General features: G+C 60.4%; 11 protein-coding genes. All 11 read right to left on the bottom strand.

The features are described from left to right. Positions 1-115 precede the first annotated feature (115 nt). Positions 116-424 carry a 30S ribosomal protein S10 gene (gene rpsJ / locus I2E45_RS02680; protein ID WP_161161217.1) on the bottom strand — a complete coding sequence of 103 codons (309 nt, stop codon included), beginning with the start codon at positions 422-424 and terminating at the stop codon, positions 116-118. A gap of 60 nt (positions 425-484) precedes the next feature. Next, positions 485-2,584 carry an elongation factor G gene (fusA, locus tag I2E45_RS02675; protein WP_022094183.1) on the bottom strand — a complete coding sequence of 700 codons (2,100 nt, stop codon included), beginning with the start codon at positions 2,582-2,584 and terminating at the stop codon, positions 485-487. A 19-nt stretch (positions 2,585-2,603) separates the two neighbouring features. Next, positions 2,604-3,077, bottom strand: coding sequence for a 30S ribosomal protein S7 (rpsG, locus tag I2E45_RS02670; RefSeq protein WP_006235013.1), 474 nt, complete (start codon positions 3,075-3,077; stop codon positions 2,604-2,606). A 73-nt stretch (positions 3,078-3,150) separates the two neighbouring features. Continuing rightward, positions 3,151-3,528 carry a 30S ribosomal protein S12 gene (gene rpsL, locus I2E45_RS02665; protein WP_006235012.1) on the bottom strand — a complete coding sequence of 126 codons (378 nt, stop codon included), beginning with the start codon at positions 3,526-3,528 and terminating at the stop codon, positions 3,151-3,153. Positions 3,529-4,052: 524 nt separating this feature from the next. Beyond that, positions 4,053-5,129, bottom strand: a complete 1,077-nt coding sequence (locus tag I2E45_RS02660) for a DUF4179 domain-containing protein (protein WP_195364298.1) — start codon at positions 5,127-5,129, stop codon at positions 4,053-4,055. Further along, positions 5,080-5,598 carry an RNA polymerase sigma factor gene (locus tag I2E45_RS02655; protein ID WP_195364297.1) on the bottom strand — a complete coding sequence of 173 codons (519 nt, stop codon included), beginning with the start codon at positions 5,596-5,598 and terminating at the stop codon, positions 5,080-5,082. The genes I2E45_RS02660 and I2E45_RS02655 overlap by 50 nt, the downstream gene beginning before the upstream one ends. A gap of 201 nt (positions 5,599-5,799) precedes the next feature. Continuing rightward, on the bottom strand, positions 5,800-10,275 hold the full coding sequence (locus tag I2E45_RS02650; protein ID WP_187361807.1) for a DNA-directed RNA polymerase subunit beta': 4,476 nt from the start codon (positions 10,273-10,275) through the stop codon (positions 5,800-5,802). A 6-nt stretch (positions 10,276-10,281) separates the two neighbouring features. After that, positions 10,282-13,773: a DNA-directed RNA polymerase subunit beta gene (gene rpoB, locus I2E45_RS02645; protein ID WP_271738607.1), complete on the bottom strand. Its 3,492-nt coding sequence runs from the start codon at positions 13,771-13,773 to the stop codon at positions 10,282-10,284. Between the two features lie 288 nt (positions 13,774-14,061). After that, on the bottom strand, positions 14,062-14,970 hold the full coding sequence (locus tag I2E45_RS02640; protein WP_055250255.1) for a UTP--glucose-1-phosphate uridylyltransferase: 909 nt from the start codon (positions 14,968-14,970) through the stop codon (positions 14,062-14,064). Between the two features lie 315 nt (positions 14,971-15,285). Further along, positions 15,286-15,663: a 50S ribosomal protein L7/L12 gene (rplL, locus tag I2E45_RS02635; protein ID WP_006235005.1), complete on the bottom strand. Its 378-nt coding sequence runs from the start codon at positions 15,661-15,663 to the stop codon at positions 15,286-15,288. 102 nt (positions 15,664-15,765) lie between these two features. Further along, on the bottom strand, positions 15,766-16,287 hold the full coding sequence (gene rplJ, locus I2E45_RS02630) for a 50S ribosomal protein L10 (RefSeq protein WP_006235004.1): 522 nt from the start codon (positions 16,285-16,287) through the stop codon (positions 15,766-15,768). Positions 16,288-16,657: the final 370 nt, after the last annotated feature.

The following is a 16,657-nucleotide window of genomic DNA, read 5'->3' as shown; positions in this document are numbered from 1 at the left end:
GGCGCCGCAACCACCTACTCGGCAGCATTACCCCGCAGTCCAAACCATCATTCAAAACAAAAGGGCCCCACTGCCGTTACGGCAGCGGGGCCCTTTAAGCTATGAGCGATATCGCTTAGAGCTTGATGTCGATGTCGACGCCAGCGGGGAGGTCGAGACGCATGAGCGAATCAACGGTGCCCGAGGTGGGGTCGAGGATGTCGATGAGGCGCTTGTGGGTGCGCATCTCGAACTGCTCACGGGAGTCCTTGTTCATGTGCGGCGAGCGGATAACCGTGTACAGGTTGCGCTCGGTGGGCAGGGGGACAGGACCGGAAACGCGAGCGCCGGTCTTCTGAGCGGTCTCGACGATGAGCTTCGCGGACTGATCGACGACCTCGTGATCATAGCCCTTGAGGCGAATGCGGATCTTCTGGGTAGCCAACTTAAACCTCCAAAGAGTGCGAGAGATGTTCTCGCGGATTACGTAACAGGGAGCTCGAACTTAGGCGTTCTTGCTCATGACCTCGTCCACGATGGACTTGGGCGCGGGCTCATAAGAGTCGAACTGCATCGTGTAGGATGCACGGCCCTGGGTCTGGGAGCGAAGGTCGGTAGCGTAACCGAACATCTCGCCCAGCGGCACCTTGGCACGGATGAGCTTGCTGTTCTTGCGATCCTCCATGCCCTCGATCTTGCCGCGGCGACCGGAGAGGTTGCCCATAACGTCGCCCATGTACTGCTCGGGGGTCTCAACCTCGACAGCCATGATCGGCTCGAGCAGCTGCGGATCGGACTTCTTGAGGGCGTCCTTGATAGCCATGGAACCGGCGATCTTGAAGGCGGCCTCGGAGGAGTCGACCTCGTGGTAAGAACCGTCGAACAGGGTGACCTTAACGTCGAGGACCGGGAAGCCGGCGATAACACCGGTGTTCAGGGCCTCCTGGATGCCCTTGTCGATGGACGGGATGTACTCTTTGGGCACGACGCCGCCGACGATAGCGTTGACGAACTCGTAGCCGAAGCCCTCCTCCATCTTCTCGAGCTTGATGACGGCGTGGCCGTACTGACCGCGACCACCGGACTGACGGACGAACTTGCCCTCAGCCTTCTCGACGTCGTGACCAGCGGTCTCGCGGTAGGCAACCTGGGGCTTACCAACGTTAGCGTCAACCTTGAACTCGCGGAGCAGACGGTCGACGATGATCTCGAGGTGCAGCTCGCCCATGCCGGCGATAATGGTCTGGCCGGTCTCGTGGTTGGTGGACACCTGGAAGGTCGGGTCCTCCTCGGCGAGCTTGGTCAGAGCCAGGGACATCTTATCCTGCTCGGCCTTGGTCTTGGGCTCGATGGCAACGTCGATAACGGGCTTAGCGAACTCGATCTTCTCGAGGACGATCTCCTTGCCCTCGGCGCACAGGGTGTCACCGGTGGTGGAGTTCTTGAAGCCGACGCAAGCGACGATGTCGCCAGCGGCAGCGTCGTCACGGTCGATACGCTCGGCGGCGTTCATCTCGAGGATGCGGCCGAGGCGCTCGCGCTGACCGTTGGAAGCGTTGACCACGTAGGAGCCGGACTCGGCGCGGCCGGAGTAAACGCGGACATAGGTGAGCTTACCGACGAACGGGTCGGTCATGATCTTGAAGACCAGGCCGGAGAAGGGCTCGTCGAAGGAAGGATGACGCTGAATCTCCTCGCCGGTGTCCGGATCGGTACCGGTGACGGCCTCGACGTCGAGCGGGCTGGGCAGGTAGTCGACGACAGCGTCGAGCAGCTCCTGAACGCCCTTGTTCTTGTAGGCGGAACCCACGAAGACGAGGTTGAGCTCGTTGGCCAGAACGCCCTTGCGCAGAGCAGCCTTGAGCTCCTCGACGGTGAAGTCCTCCTCCATGAGGATCTTCTCCATGAGCTCGTCGTCAAAGCTGGCAGCAGCGTCAAGGAGCTCCTCGCGCTTGGTGGCAGCGATGTCGGCAAACTCAGCCGGGATCTCGTCCATCGGCTCGGGGTAGGTCATACCCTTCTCGTCGGCCTTGAAGTCCCATGCAGTCATGGTGACCAGGTCGATGACACCCCAGAAGTTGTCCTCGGCGCCCATCGGGACCTGAGCGGCCACGGCGTTAGCATCGAGACGATCCTTCATGGTCTCGATAGCGTTGAAGAAGTCAGCGCCCACGCGGTCATACTTGTTGATGAAGGCGATGCGGGGGACGTTGAAGGTAGAAGCCTGACGCCAAACGGTCTCAGACTGGGGCTGAACGCCGGCAACGGCGTCGAAGACGGCGACAGCGCCATCGAGGACGCGCAGGCAGCGCTCGACCTCGGCGGTGAAGTCAACGTGGCCCGGGGTGTCGATGATCTGGATGCGGTAGTCCTTACCGTCCTTGTTCCAGAAGCAGGTGGTAGCAGCGGAGGTAATGGTTACGCCGCGCTCCTGCTCCTGAACCATCCAGTCCATGGTGGCAGCGCCCTCATGGACCTCACCGATCTTGTGGGTCTTACCGGTGTAGTAAAGAATACGCTCGGTCGTGGTGGTCTTACCGGCATCGATGTGAGCCATGATGCCGATGTTACGGGTATCGGAAAGCTTGTACTTAGGCTTAGCCATGTTAGTTCCTTACCTTAACTTACCAACGATAGTGAGAGAACGCGCGGTTGGCCTCGGCCATCTTGAAGACGTCCTCACGCTTCTTGACGGAAGCGCCCAGGCCGTTGGAAGCGTCGAGGATCTCGTTGGCGAGACGCTCGGCCATGGTCTTCTCCTTGCGAGCGCGGGAGAAGTTGACGATCCAGCGGATGCCCAGAGCGGTGGAACGACGGGAGTTGACCTCCATCGGGACCTGATAGGTAGCGCCACCGACACGCTTGGGCTTAACCTCGAGCGTGGGCTTGACGTTGTCCATAGCCTTCTTGAAGGTAGCGAGAGCGTCGCCACCCTCGGACTTCTCGGCAACGATCTCGAAAGCGGTGTAAACGATGCGCTCAGCGGTGGCCTTCTTGCCGTCAAGAAGGACCTTGTTGATGAGCTGAGTCACCAGGCGGTTGTTGTAAACGGCGTCAGGCTGAACCTCACGACGATTAGCTGCTGCACGACGCGGCATGTGAAATCTCCTTAAGTGTCTACCGTGCGGCCCTTAGGCGGCACACGGCGAAAGTATCAAAACGTTATCTGGCTTATTTAGCCTTGGGGCGCTTAGCACCGTACTTGGAACGGGCCTGCATACGGTTCTGGACCGGAGCAGCGTCGTAGGCGCCACGGATGACGTGATAACGGACACCAGGGAGGTCACGGACACGACCGCCGCGGACGAGCACGATGGAGTGCTCCTGCAGGTTGTGGCCCTCACCCGGGATGTAAGCAGTAACTTCGATGCCGTTGACGAGGCGAACACGGGCAACCTTACGAAGAGCCGAGTTCGGCTTCTTGGGGCTCGTGGTGAAGACGCGGGTGCACACGCCGCGCTTCTGGGAGTTGTGCTGCAGAGCAGCGTTCTTGGACTTCTTGGGCACGGAACGACGGCCCTGGCGAACCAGCTGGTTAATAGTAGGCAAAGCGTACTCCTTCTCGAATGATTCCAGCTTTCTGTAAAGTGCAACGGCTTGAATCGAGGGGTCAGCATCCCCCTACGAAACACGCAGTTCGATAGGATACGTGGCGTTAGCTGTGCCGTCAACAGACCACGCCGCCGGGCGTATCCCAAAATAGCCATATTTCCGCAAAGCCTACACAAAAGGAATCCCCTCCTGTGCGCGGGGGCGGATTCCCGGCCCGGGCGGCCCGCTGTTTAAGTTTGCTGCTCTACAGTCCTGCGCAAGACGGAAAGCACATTAAGTGCTTTCCTTTGCGTGCGGAACTCGCGACAAACTTAAACAGCGGGCCGCCCGGACCGGGAATCCGACGTGCTTGTCGGGGCAACGTTCCCTTCCAAATAGGGACAGGTTTATTTTGGTCGGTTTTATCTGGGGAAACGTCGCGCTCCAGCGGTGATCTGCTCTCATCTGTCGCATGGAAATCGGCGGCGTTTCCATTTAACGCAAAAGAGGCCGCTTCCCCTAGTAGGAAGCGACCCCAAATCTTACGAATAGACGATGGTAAAGGGCTCTTTCGTTTCGGTCTCCCCTGTTGATGTATACCTCACAATTTCAAGGGTTACCGAGACAACTTGATCGACATCAATCAACTTCGTTGGCACCCAGATGTTCTCTCCGCTATTGCGCCCATAAGAAAAATATAAGTTGAACACCCCTGCGTCGTCATCTTCGATAATCTGCTCCGATCCATCCTTGTAGCTGACGGTCAGCTTATTATCAACTGCTTCATAGCCCAAATCATCGATGTGCGTCTGGATGGAAAACGGGCTAATCTCAAGAGGCGAGTCACCGGAGCGGAGTTCCTTTGTATCGACGTACGCTCCAATATTGAACTCGGGTGTCGACGCCTCAAACCGCCTCGCACTCTCACCTTCACCCTCGGTCCAATGGATATTCCAGGTGACAGCATGTTGCAAATCTCGCTCGCGATCCATAGCGGCAAAGTACATCGTGCCATTAATGACAGTATCGCTTGATGTGTCCTTATCAATTGTGCTGCGTGTGTCAGGCCATTCCTCGCCGAACTTCATATCGGGCGTGCCGATGCCCTGCTCTTCTTCACCATAGAGAACAAGTTCGCCAATCTCTGCTGCTGGCTTGTAGTAGTTAACTCCATTTGGATTGGACAACGTAAACGTCACGGCTCCGCAGCCGTTTTGGTCGATTGCCATCTCATGGATATCAAGCGTATAGCCGTTGCCCTCGACGGACAGATTAACCTCCTGGACTGCGCCTTCCAGGCTTTGGGGCGCGATGCCATCGCCAAACTCTCTGGTGTAGGTATATTTAGTTCCCGATGAGCCGCCGTTGGTCCAGGTAATGGAATCCCCGTTGCCGTGGTTTCCCCAGGCAGAGGCAAAATAGCTGGAATTGACGAAGGCGTAGGCGACCCCTCCGGTCGCCAGCACTCCGGCAAGGCATCCGATCACGGCAACATACAGAGGCTTCGCGTGACCCTTTCGGCGAAGCGGCTCACCAGCAGCGGCATAAAGAACACGGTCAGCAAGATCGCTATCGGCTTGGACGGACTCGAAGGCCTGCTTGATTTGATTGGATTTCACGGTCGCCCTCCTCTAGGATGAACTTGAGCTTCGATCTGCCGCGAGCCAAACGCGTTCGAACAGTCGCGGCTGGCACATGCAATAACTCGGCAATCTCTGAGGTCGAAAAGCCCAGATAGTAATAGAGCATGATGGGAACACGGAATCGTTCCGGAAGTCGCATAACGTCTGACAGGACCGCCTTGGTCTCCTCCTGCGCCGTCGAAAGCGAATCGGCCAGGTTCTCAATATCCTCCACACGCCTCCATGGCTTTCGAAAGAGAGATTTGCATTCATTGATCGTGACCCGGATAAGCCATCGACGAAGATGTTCCCAGCTTTCAAATTGGGCATCGCTTTTGAGTAACTTCAGAAAGACGTCTTGAGCGACATCGTCGGCATCGGCACGATCGCGCAGATACGTCAATGCGATTCGAAACACGACATCACGGTGATCCTCGACCGCCTGTCTAAATGCTTGTTCTTCCATAATCACCTCCCGGTGATGCTGATGTTTCTTGCTGAGGCCCTCACCATAGATACGCTTTGACCGAACGAAATGTTTCAAATTCAAGCAGGAATAACCTACCAAAATAAACCTGTCCCTTTTTGGTAGGTTTTCTTCAACAAAAAAGACCCGCTCCCCTGTTGGGAAGCGGGTCTTTGGAAGGACGGTTAACGTACTAGGAAATTACTCCTCGTCGTTGTCCTTGGCCTCTTCGGCGTCGTCGGTGTCCACGAGCTGGTTGAGCAGCTCGTCGAGGGAAGCCATGTCCTCGTTGATCGCGCCGTTGGCGGGAGCCTTCTTGTCGTCGATCGGGGCGCCCAGGAGCTCCTCGTCGGCGTCGGCGTGATGCGTCGGAGCGGAGGTACCCAGCAGGATATCGTCCGGACCGTCGGGGCTAAAGACCATCTGCAACAGCTGCGAGAGGTCTTCCTCGTCGGCAACGTCGTCGTTGTTCTCGAGGATGTAGAGCAGGTCGTGGGCCTCCAGGCCGTCACGGAGCTCCTCGATCGCCTTGGCACCGATGCCATCGATGCGCAGCAGATCCTCCTCGGACTTGCCGACCAGGTCGCCGACCGTCTCGATGCCGACCTCGCTGAACTTGTTGGTCCAGCGCTGCGACACGCCCAGGTCGTCGAACAGGTACAGGCGAGCCTTCTCGGCGGAGATGGTGTGGCCGTTGCGGGTGAACGAACCGTCAGCACCACCGAACTCGTCGTAGCCGGCCCAGTCGAGCTGCTGCGGGAGCTGCTCGTCCAGGTCCTTGAGCTCCACAGGAGCCCACTCAGGCAGCGACTTGGCATTGGGCGAAGCCGGACCGTCGATGTCGACATAGCCGTCGGCCGTGCGATACGTCAGCTTGGCGTTGGCGTACGGCTTGAGGCCGGTACCAGCCGGGATCTTCTTACCGACGATGACGTTGGACTTAAGGTCGAGCAGGTGATCGACCTTGCCCTCGATGGCAGCCTCGGTAAGGACGCCAGCGGTACGGATGAACGAAGCGCTCGACAGCCAGGAGTCGATGTTGGACGCGACCTTGAGCGTACCCAGGATGACGGGCTCGGCCACGGGAGCCTGACCGCCCAGACGGGCAACGCGCTCGACCTCGTCGGCGAACTCATAGCGGTCAACATACTGACCAAGCAGGTACTTGGAGTCACCGGGGTTGGTGATCTGAACGCGACGCAGCATCTGACGTGCGAGCACCTCGATGTGCTTGTCGTTCAGGTCGACGCCCTGGCTGGTGTAGACGTCCTTGACGCTCTCGACGAAGGTGTGCATCGTCGACTCGATGTCGGTCAGCTTGCGCAGGTTGCGGAAGTTGACGAAGCCCTTGGTGATCTGGTCGCCGGCGCGAACCTCGCAGCCGTCCTCGATCTCGGGCATAAAGCGCACCGAAGCGGGGACGCGACGCTCGTCGAGGACACGGGTGTGGTCCTCGGAGTCGGTGAGCGTCAGCACATACTCGGACTTCTCGGGCTTAATCGAGAGGTGGCCGGAGTACGGAGCCAGCTCGGCCTCGCGACCCAGAATCTTCTCGTTGACGTTGCCGACGATATCGAACATACGGCTGACCGTAGGCAGACCCTGCGTAATATCGTCGACGCCAGCGACGCCGCCGGAGTGAATGGTACGCATCGTAAGCTGCGTACCGGGCTCGCCGATGGACTGGGCGGCAATAATGCCGACCGCGGTACCGATGGCGACCGGACGACGGGTGGAAAGATCCCAGCCGTAGCACTTCTGGCACACGCCGTACTTGGAACGGCAGGTGAGCAGCGCGCGAAGCTTGACCTTCTTAAGGCCGGCATCGACCATCTTCTGGATGTCGGCGACCTTCTCGATGTAGCCGTCCTGCTCAAAGAGCACGGTGCCATCGGGAGCCACGACGTCCTCAATGAAGCAACGGCCGACGAGGTCGGTGTTGAGGTCGGTGGTGCCGGGGATGATGAGGTTGTAAGTGACGCCCTCGTGCGTACCGCAGTCCTCCTCGCGGACGATGACGTCCTGGGCCACGTCAACCAGACGACGGGTCAGGTAACCGGAGTCCGAGGTGTGGGATGCGGTATCGACCAGGCCCTTACGGGCGCCGTAGGTCGAAATGAAGTACTCGAGCGGCAGCAGACCCTCGCGGAAGTTCGCCTTAATGGGAAGGTCGATCGTCTCGCCGGACATGTCTGCCATCAGGCCACGCATGCCGCCGAGCTGACGCAGCTGGGTCTTAGAACCACGGGCGCCGGAGTCGGCCATCATGTAGAGCGGGTTCTCCTCGTCGAACAAGTCGAGCATGAGCGCTGCAACCTTGTCGGTGCAAGCGGTCCACTCGTTAACGACTTCGATGTGGCGCTCCGTCTCGTTGATGAAGCCCTCCTCGAAGTACTCGTTGATCTGGTCGACGTTGGCCTGGGCGCGGTCGAGCAGCTCCTGCTTCTCGGCAGGGATGAGAGCGTCCCACACCGAGATGGTGAGGCCGGCGCGGGTAGCGTAGTGGAAGCCGGAGTACTTGATGGCGTCGAGGATCGGACCGACCTTGGCCTCGGGATAGCGATCGCAGCAGTCGGCAACCAGCTTGGCTACGTCGCCCTTGACCATCTTGTAGTTCATGAACTCATAGTCTTCGGGCAGGCACTGGCGGTTGAAGATGATGCGGCCGATGGAGGTCTCGAAGCGCGCGGTCTTGTTGCCGGTGACGTCGTAGTCGACAAACTCGTTCTTGCCGTTCTTGACGCGGAAGATACGGGTGCCGTCCTCGTTGATGACATTGGCGTCGGCAGCGGACACGCGGACCTGAATCTTGGCCTGCATGTCGACCTCGGAGCGGCAGTCATAGGCGTGCAGCGCGTCGTCAAAGCTGGCGAACACGTGGTTCTCGCCCGGCAGACCGTCGCGGACCTGGGTCAGGTAGTACACACCGATGATCATGTCCTGCGAGGGGATGTTGACCGGCTTGCCGGATGCCGGCGAGCGCAGGTTGTTCGCAGAGAGCATGAGCACGCGGGCCTCGGCCTGAGCCTGGCTGGACAGCGGCACGTGGACAGACATCTGGTCGCCGTCGAAGTCGGCGTTGAAGGGCGAGCAGACCAGCGGATGCAGGTGGATAGCCTTGCCCTCGACCAGCACCGGCTCAAAGGCCTGGATGGACAGACGGTGCAGGGTCGGTGCACGGTTGAGCAGCACGACGCGGCCGTCGATGACCTCTTCGAGGATGTCCCACACAAAGGTGGCACCGCGGTCGATAGCGCGCTTGGCACCCTTGATGTTCTCGACCTTGCCAAGCTCGACCAGGCGCTTCATGACGAAGGGCTTGAAGAGCTCCAGCGCCATGGTCTTGGGCAGACCGCACTGGTGCAGCAGCAGCTTGGGGTCGGTAACGATAACCGAACGGCCGGAGTAGTCGACACGCTTACCCAGCAGGTTCTGACGGAAACGACCCTGCTTGCCCTTGAGGGCCTCGGCGAGCGACTTGAGCGGGCGACCGCCACGGCCAGAGACCGGGCGACCACGACGGCCGTTGTCGAACAGGGCGTCCACGGACTCCTGGAGCATGCGCTTCTCGTTGTTCACGATGATCGCGGGGGCGTCCAGGTCGAGCAGGCGCTTGAGTCGGTTGTTACGGTTGATCACGCGACGATACAGGTCGTTGAGGTCGGACGCGGCGAAGCGGCCGCCGTCGAGCTGGACCATCGGGCGCAGATCGGGCGGAATGACCGGGATGACGTCCAGGATCATGTTCGCGGGGCTGTTGCCGCCCTTCAGGAAGGCGTCAACGACCTCAAGGCGCTTGACGGCCTTCTCGCGCTTCTGCTTCTGGGAATCCTCGTCGGCGATGATGGCCTTGAGTTTCTCGGCCTCGGAGGGGAGGTCGATGGCAGCGAGCAGGTCGCGGACAGCCTCGGCACCCATACCACCCTTGAAGTACATGGAGTAGTAACGGGTCATCTCGCGGAACAGCGGCTCATCGGAGATGAGGTCGCGCTCGGTGAGCTTCATGAAGGCGTTGAAGGCGTCCGTGCGGAGCTGCTTCTCGTCCTTGCACTCTTCCTCGATGTCGACGATGCCAGAGGCGATCTCCTCGGGGGTCAGCGGCTCCTCGTCGGAGAACTCGTCAAAGTTCTCGGGGTCGCCCTGCTCCTTGAGGGACTCGATCTGACGGGCGCACTCGGCATCGATCTCTTCCAGATCGGCGGCGAGCTCCTCGCGCAGGTCGTCGGCGTCGGCCTCGCGAGCCTCGTAGTCAACCTCGGTGATGATGTAGCTGGCAAAGTACAGAACCTTCTCGAGGTCCTTGGACTTGATGTCGAGCATACGGCTCATCGGGAAGCTCGTGGGGCTCTTGAAGTACCAGATGTGGGACACGGGTGCGGCGAGCTCGATGTGGCCCATGCGGTCGCGACGCACCTTGGCCGAGGTGACCTCGACGCCGCAGCGCTCGCAGACGATGCCCTTAAAGCGGATGCCCTTGTACTTGCCGCAGGAGCACTCCCAGTCCTTGGCGGGACCGAAGATCTTCTCGCAGAACAGGCCGTCCTTCTCGGGCTTGAGGGTACGGTAATTGATGGTCTCCGGCTTCTTGACCTCACCGTGCGACCAGGAACGGATCTGGTCGGCGGAGGCAAGGGAGATCTTTACCGAGTCAAAATCAGTAGCTTCGAAATCTGCCACAGTCAACTACTCCTTATCAGTGGTCGTGGCGGCGACAGCCTCGGGTGCCTCGGCGGTCTCGGCATCCTGGGCCTCGACGTCGGCGTCAACGCCGGCGAGCGCAGCCAGGTCGTCGAGAGCAGAGGTCTCCTCGGCGGTCACAGGGGCGGAGGCGTCCTCGTCGGCATCGTGCATGGGCTCGATGTCCAGCGCGAGGGAACGGATCTCCTTGACGAGAACCTTGAAGGACTCGGGGATACCCGGAACCGGAACGTTCTCGCCCTTGACGATGGACTCGTAAGTCTTGACGCGGCCCACGGTATCGTCGGACTTGACGGTCAGGATCTCCTGCAGGACGTTGGAAGCACCGTATGCGTACAGTGCCCAAACTTCCATCTCGCCGAAGCGCTGGCCGCCGAACTGGGCCTTGCCGCCCAGAGGCTGCTGGGTAACCAGGCTGTAAGGGCCAGTCGAACGGGCGTGGATCTTGTCGTCGACCATGTGGCCGAGCTTGAGGATGTAGGACGTACCCACGGTAATGGGCTCGCGGAACTCCTCGCCGGTGCGGCCGTCGAACAGACGGGTCTTGCCGCGCTCGTCAAGCTGGGTGACGAACTCGGGACGCATGTGATCGCCAAAGGCAGCGGTGGCCTTGTTGAGCATGTTCTTGTTGGCACGACGAATGACCTCGGCGATCTCATCCTCCTTGGCGCCGTCAAAGACAGGCGTGGCGGTGAAGAACGGACCGGGGACGTACTTGTCGGAGTCGGCCTGCTCGGTATCCCAACCGCAGGCAGCAGCCCAGCCAAGGTGGCACTCGAGCAGCTGGCCGACGTTCATACGCGAAGGAACGCCCAGCGGGTTGAGGATAACGTCGATCGGGGTACCGTCAGCCATGTAGGGCATGTCCTCGACCGGCAGAACGTTACAGATAACACCCTTGTTGCCGTGGCGGCCGGCGATCTTATCGCCCTGCTGGATCTTACGACGCTGGGCGACGTAGACGCGCACCTGCTCGTTGACGCCGGGGGCCAGATCGTCGCCGTTCTCGCGGCTAAAGCGTACAACGTCGATGACGCGGCCGTAAGCGCCGTGAGGCATCTTAAGGGAGGTGTCGCGGACGTCGTGGGCCTTGGCACCGAAGATGGCGCGCAGCAGGCGCTCCTCGGCGGTCAGAGCGCTCTCGCCCTTAGGCGTGACCTTGCCGACCAGGATGTCGCCAGGGCCGACCTCAGCGCCGATGCGGATAATGCCGTCCTCGTCGAGGTTGGCAAGCATATCCTCGGAGAGGTTCGGGATCTCGCGGGTGATCTCCTCGGGGCCGAGCTTGGTGTCGCGGGCATCGATCTCGTGACGGGTGATGTTGATGGTCGTCAGCAGGTCCTCGGCCACCAGGCGCTCGGACACGACGATACCGTCCTCGTAGTTAAAGCCTTCCCACGGCATGTAGGCCACGGTGAGGTTCTGGCCCAGTGCGAGCTCGCCGTGATCGGTCGAAGGACCGTCGGCCAGAGGCTCGCCCTGCTCAACGGTGTCACCGACGCGCACGAGCGGACGGTGGTTGATGCAGGTGGACTGGTTGGAGCGCTGGTACTTGGCCAGGTGATACTCGTCCATGCCGCCGGCATGCTTGACGATGATCTTGGCGGCGTCGGCAAAGATGACCTCGCCGGCGTTCTTGGCCAGGGTGACCTCGCCGGAGTCCAGAGCGGCGCGACGCTCCATGCCGGTACCGACATAGGGAGCGGCAGGGTGAACCAGCGGCACGGCCTGACGCTGCATGTTAGCGCCCATCAGCGTACGCTTGGCGTCGTCGTGCTCGAGGAACGGGATCAGCGTGGCTGCGACGGAGAGCATCTGACGCGGCGAGACGTCCATGTAGTCGACGTCCTCGACGGGCACGTCGGCGGGAGCGCCGAAGGAGCCGTCGAAGTCGCGGGTACGGGCGATCACGGTGTGCGGGCGGACAAGCTTGCCCTCGGCATCGGTCGTGATGAACTCGTTGGTCTTGGGATCGAGCGGCGTGTTGGCCGGCGCGATGACGTGCTTCTCTTCCTCGTCAGCGGTCATCCAGTCGATCTGGTCGGTGGCAACGCCGTTCTCGACGCGGCGGAACGGGGCCTCGATGAAGCCGTACTCGTTGACGCGGGCGTAGAGGGCGAGCGAGCCGATCAGGCCGATGTTGGGGCCTTCGGGGGTCTCGATCGGACACATGCGGCTGTAGTGCGAGTTGTGAACGTCGCGAACGGCCGTCGGCACGTTGGTGCGCCGGCTGGAGCCGGACTTGTGGCCGGCAAGACCGCCAGGGCCGAGTGCGGACAGACGGCGCTTGTGGGTCAGACCGGTCAGGGGGTTCGCCTGGTCCATGAACTGCGAGAGCTGCGAGGAACCGAAGAACTCCTTGATGGAGGCCACGATCGGGCGGATGTTGATGAGCGACTGCGGGGTGATCTCGTCGATGTCCTGGGAGCTCATGCGCTCACGGACGACGCGCTCCATACGGCTCATGCCGATACGGAACTGGTTGGCGACGAGCTCGCCGACGGTACGGATGCGGCGGTTGCCGAAGTGGTCGATGTCGTCGACCTTGAAGCCCTGCTCGCCGGCAGCGAGGGACAGGAGGTAGCGCAGCGTCGCGACGATATCCTCGTCGGTGAGCACCGTGACCTCTTCCTCGGTGGTGAGGTTGAGCTTCTTGTTGACCTTGTAACGACCGACGCGGGCCAGATCGTAGCGCTGCGGGTTGAAGAGCAGGCCCTCGAGCAGGCTGCGGGAAGCGTCCACGGTGGGGGGCTCGCCCGGGCGCAGGCGACGGTAGATCTCGATGAGAGCGTCCTCGCGGGTGAGGGCGGTGTCGCGCTCCAGGGTGCGCTTGATCACATCGGAGTTGCCGAGCAGCTCGATGATGTCGTCGTTGGTGACGGCGATGCCAAGGGCGCGCAGGAACATCGTGGCGCTCTGCTTGCGCTTACGGTCGATGGAGACCATGAGCTGGTCGCGCTTGTCGACCTCAAACTCAAGCCAGGCACCGCGGGACGGGATGATCTGGGCCTTGTAGATCTGCTTGCCCGAATCCATCTCAGAGCTGTAGTACACACCCGGGGAGCGGACGAGCTGCGAGACGACGATACGCTCGGTACCGTTGATGATGAAGGTGCCCTGATCGGTCATCATGGGGAAGTCGCCCATAAAGACGAGCTGCTCCTTGATCTCGCCGGTCTCCTTGTTGGTGAGACGGACGTCGGTCAGGAGCGGAGCCTGATAGGTCATATCCTTCTCGCGGCACTCCTCGACGGTGTGCGCGGGATCGCCGAACTGATGCTCGCCGAAGGTAACCTCGAGAACATGGTTCTGGCTCTGGATGGGGCTGGATTCCTTGAACGCCTCACGAAGGCCCTCGTCCTTAAAACGCTCAAAGGATTCCCTTTGAACAGAGATAAGGTTGGGGAGCTCCATGGCCTCCGGGATTTTCCCGAAGCTGACGCGCTTGCGCTCAGTGGCAGTGTATGCGTAGGTCACCAGGTTTTTCCTCCTTCACGGAAATGCTCGGTGGGTTGGCGAGGCATAGCTTCGCCAGTTATCGCAACCTAATAGTTTATCAGGTACCGACCGTTGGGCAAGAAAAGCCTTGACGCGATTGAGTTTTTGGAGTAGCAAAGTTTTTCGACAGAAAATGCGCAGGTAGATAGTAGTATACCGAACATCTGTTCATATAATTTCTGTGAACAGAGAGCCAACAATCGCAGCTCTTATAAAAAAACGGGCGCGAACCGAGGTCCGCGCCCGTAAATGTCGATGTCCGAAGGTTTACTTGCGCATCAATCCGCCGCGCTCGTCGATGGCGTCCCAGAAGGCATCGGCAAAGCGGGGGTCGCTTGCGGCCATGAGGGCGTTGGTGGCCATCCAGCCAGAGGGAGTGCCGGTGTCGTAGCCCGACAGCGGGTCAATGACGACGGCATACATGGCCTCGCGATCGAGCGAACGGGCCATGGCGTCGGTGAGCTGGATCTCGCCGCCCTTGCCGGCCTGCTGATCTGCCAGCAGGTCCATGACCAGCGGGCTCAGCAGGTAGCGACCGACGATGTACAGATTGGACGGAGCCGCCTCGGGAGCGGGCTTCTCGACCAGACCGCCGATGCGCCAGACAGCGCCCGGCTCTGCATCGGCAACGTCCTCGGCACCCTCGAGCGAACCGACGCGCTCACCGGCGATAACGCCGTAGCGGCTGACTTCCTCGGGCGAGCAAGCAGCGACGGCGATAACCGAAGCGCCACCGTGCTCCTTGGAAACGGCGAGCATCTTGTCGCAGATGTCGCGGTTAGGCACAACGTAGTCGCCCAGAAGAACCAGGAAGTTCTCCCCTGCCACGGCGTCGGCAGCAGAGCGAATAGCATGGCCGAGGCCCTTGGGCTCGTACTGATAGCGGAAGTCGACCGGCATACCGCCAGCGTGGGCGACGGCATCGGCATAGGCGTTCTTGCCGCGCTCGCGCAGCAGGTTCTCGAGCGAGCGATCGGGCTGGAAGTAGTTCAGTAGCTCGGGCTTACCGGGAGAAGTAACGATGATGGCGTCGTCGACTTCCTCGGGGTCGAGCGCCTCCTCGACGACGTACTGAATGACGGGCTTGTCGAGCACCGGCAGCATCTCTTTGGGCGTGCACTTGGTGCCAGGCAGAAAACGCGTGCCAAGACCGGCGGCGGGGATGATTGCCTTCATGTTATTCAAAGATCCTTTCGCAGGCGCAAAAGCGCCCCATGCGTGCGGCACACAGCCGCAGACCAAATTGCGATACCTAAGCATCTTACCGCTGGAACTATATGTCGCTACAAGGCAGAGACAATTCTTCAGCAGGTCAACGCAAATTATTGCTCGAATGGTGCAATTTTATTGCCCAACGGCAGGGTGCCCGATACGACGCAAATCACAGAACATGGCAGTTTGAGCTACCGATGTCGAGGGACCGAAAAAACAAAAAAGACGGGGCTCGCAATGCGAACCCCGTCTGCAAAGAAATCTGGCGAGAAAGCCTGATTACTTGAGGGTGACAGCAGCGCCAGCAGCCTCGAGCTTCTCCTTGGCAGCCTCGGCGTCCTCCTTCTTGGCACCCTCGAGAACAGCCTTGGGAGCGCCCTCGACGACCTCCTTGGCCTCCTTCAGGCCAAGGTTGGTGAGCTCACGGACGGCCTTGATGACCTGGATCTTGTTGTCGCCGAAGCCCTCGAGCACGACGTCAAACTCGGTCTTCTCCTCGGCCTCAGCAGCGCCAGCAGCGGGAGCGGCGACAACAGCGGCAGGAGCAGCGGCGGAAACGCCGAAGGTGTCCTCGATAGCCTTGACGAGCTCGGAAGCCTCGAGAAGGGTCATTTCCTTAAGAGCATCGATGATCTCATCGGTGGTAAGCTTAGCCATTTCTAAGTCCTTTCGGTTTCCGTGCGGATGCACGGAGATCAGTTAAAACACGACGCGAATGCGCCAGGGGTGCGGCGTTGCCGCCGCGGGTGAAAACAGCAACTAGGCTGCCTTCTGCTCGGAGACCTGCTGGATCGAACGAGCGAGACCAGAGGAAACGCCGTTGACGCAGACAGCGATGTCGCGAGCGAAACCGGAGATGAGACCGGCGATCTGGCCGAGAAGCTGATCCTTGGTGGGCAGCTCGGCGATAGCCTTAACATCATCAGCGGAAACGGCCTTGCCGTCGGAGATACCGCCCTTGATCTCAAGGACGCCCTTGGACTTAGCGGAGAAGTCCTTAAGGGCCTTAGCGGCCTCGACCGGCTCGGACTCGTAGAACACATAAGCGACGGGGCCGGCGAGGATCTCGTCGAGCTCGGGCTGCTCCTGGTTCTTGAGAGCGATCTTGACCAGGTTGTTCTTGTAGACCTTCATCTCGGCGCCGCACTCGCGAAGCTGATGACGCAGCTCCTGAGCCTGCTTAACCGTCAGACCGTTGTAGTTGACGACGAACAGACCGGCGTTCTCGGCGATACGGGACTCGATCTCTGCAACCTTGTCGATTTTGTACTGCTGGGGCATGAATTACACCTCCTCGAATTCTTTCCGGGCACGGTCCGCCACAAGGACGTGACGGGGGCATGTCCAAAAAGAAAGCCCCCGCGCTGCATGAGCGACGGGGGCGAGAAGACATATCTACTCGACCACCTCGGCTGGCGGGAAGTCCCATTAAGCTCGCGGGTAAGACCCGTTTGCGCCGGCTGTCTCTGGCAGCGGATTCGTGCGTGAACCGAAAGTATTATGGCGGGGACCCCGGCGTCGGTCAACGGCAACCCTGGCTGCACACAATTCCACCATCTCGGTCGCACCGCCAAAGGCCAGGCGCAAGCTTTTCGCTCGGTCAGGTCCTGGGCTCGCACGAAGAGCACATTTAGTGCTCTTCGGCTCGTGC

Source organism: Collinsella aerofaciens, assembly GCF_015555045.1.
Taxonomy (GTDB): Bacteria; Actinomycetota; Coriobacteriia; order Coriobacteriales; family Coriobacteriaceae; genus Collinsella; species Collinsella aerofaciens_W.
Note: the sequence above shows the minus strand (reverse complement) of the source record. Positions and strands in the feature narration are given on the sequence as shown.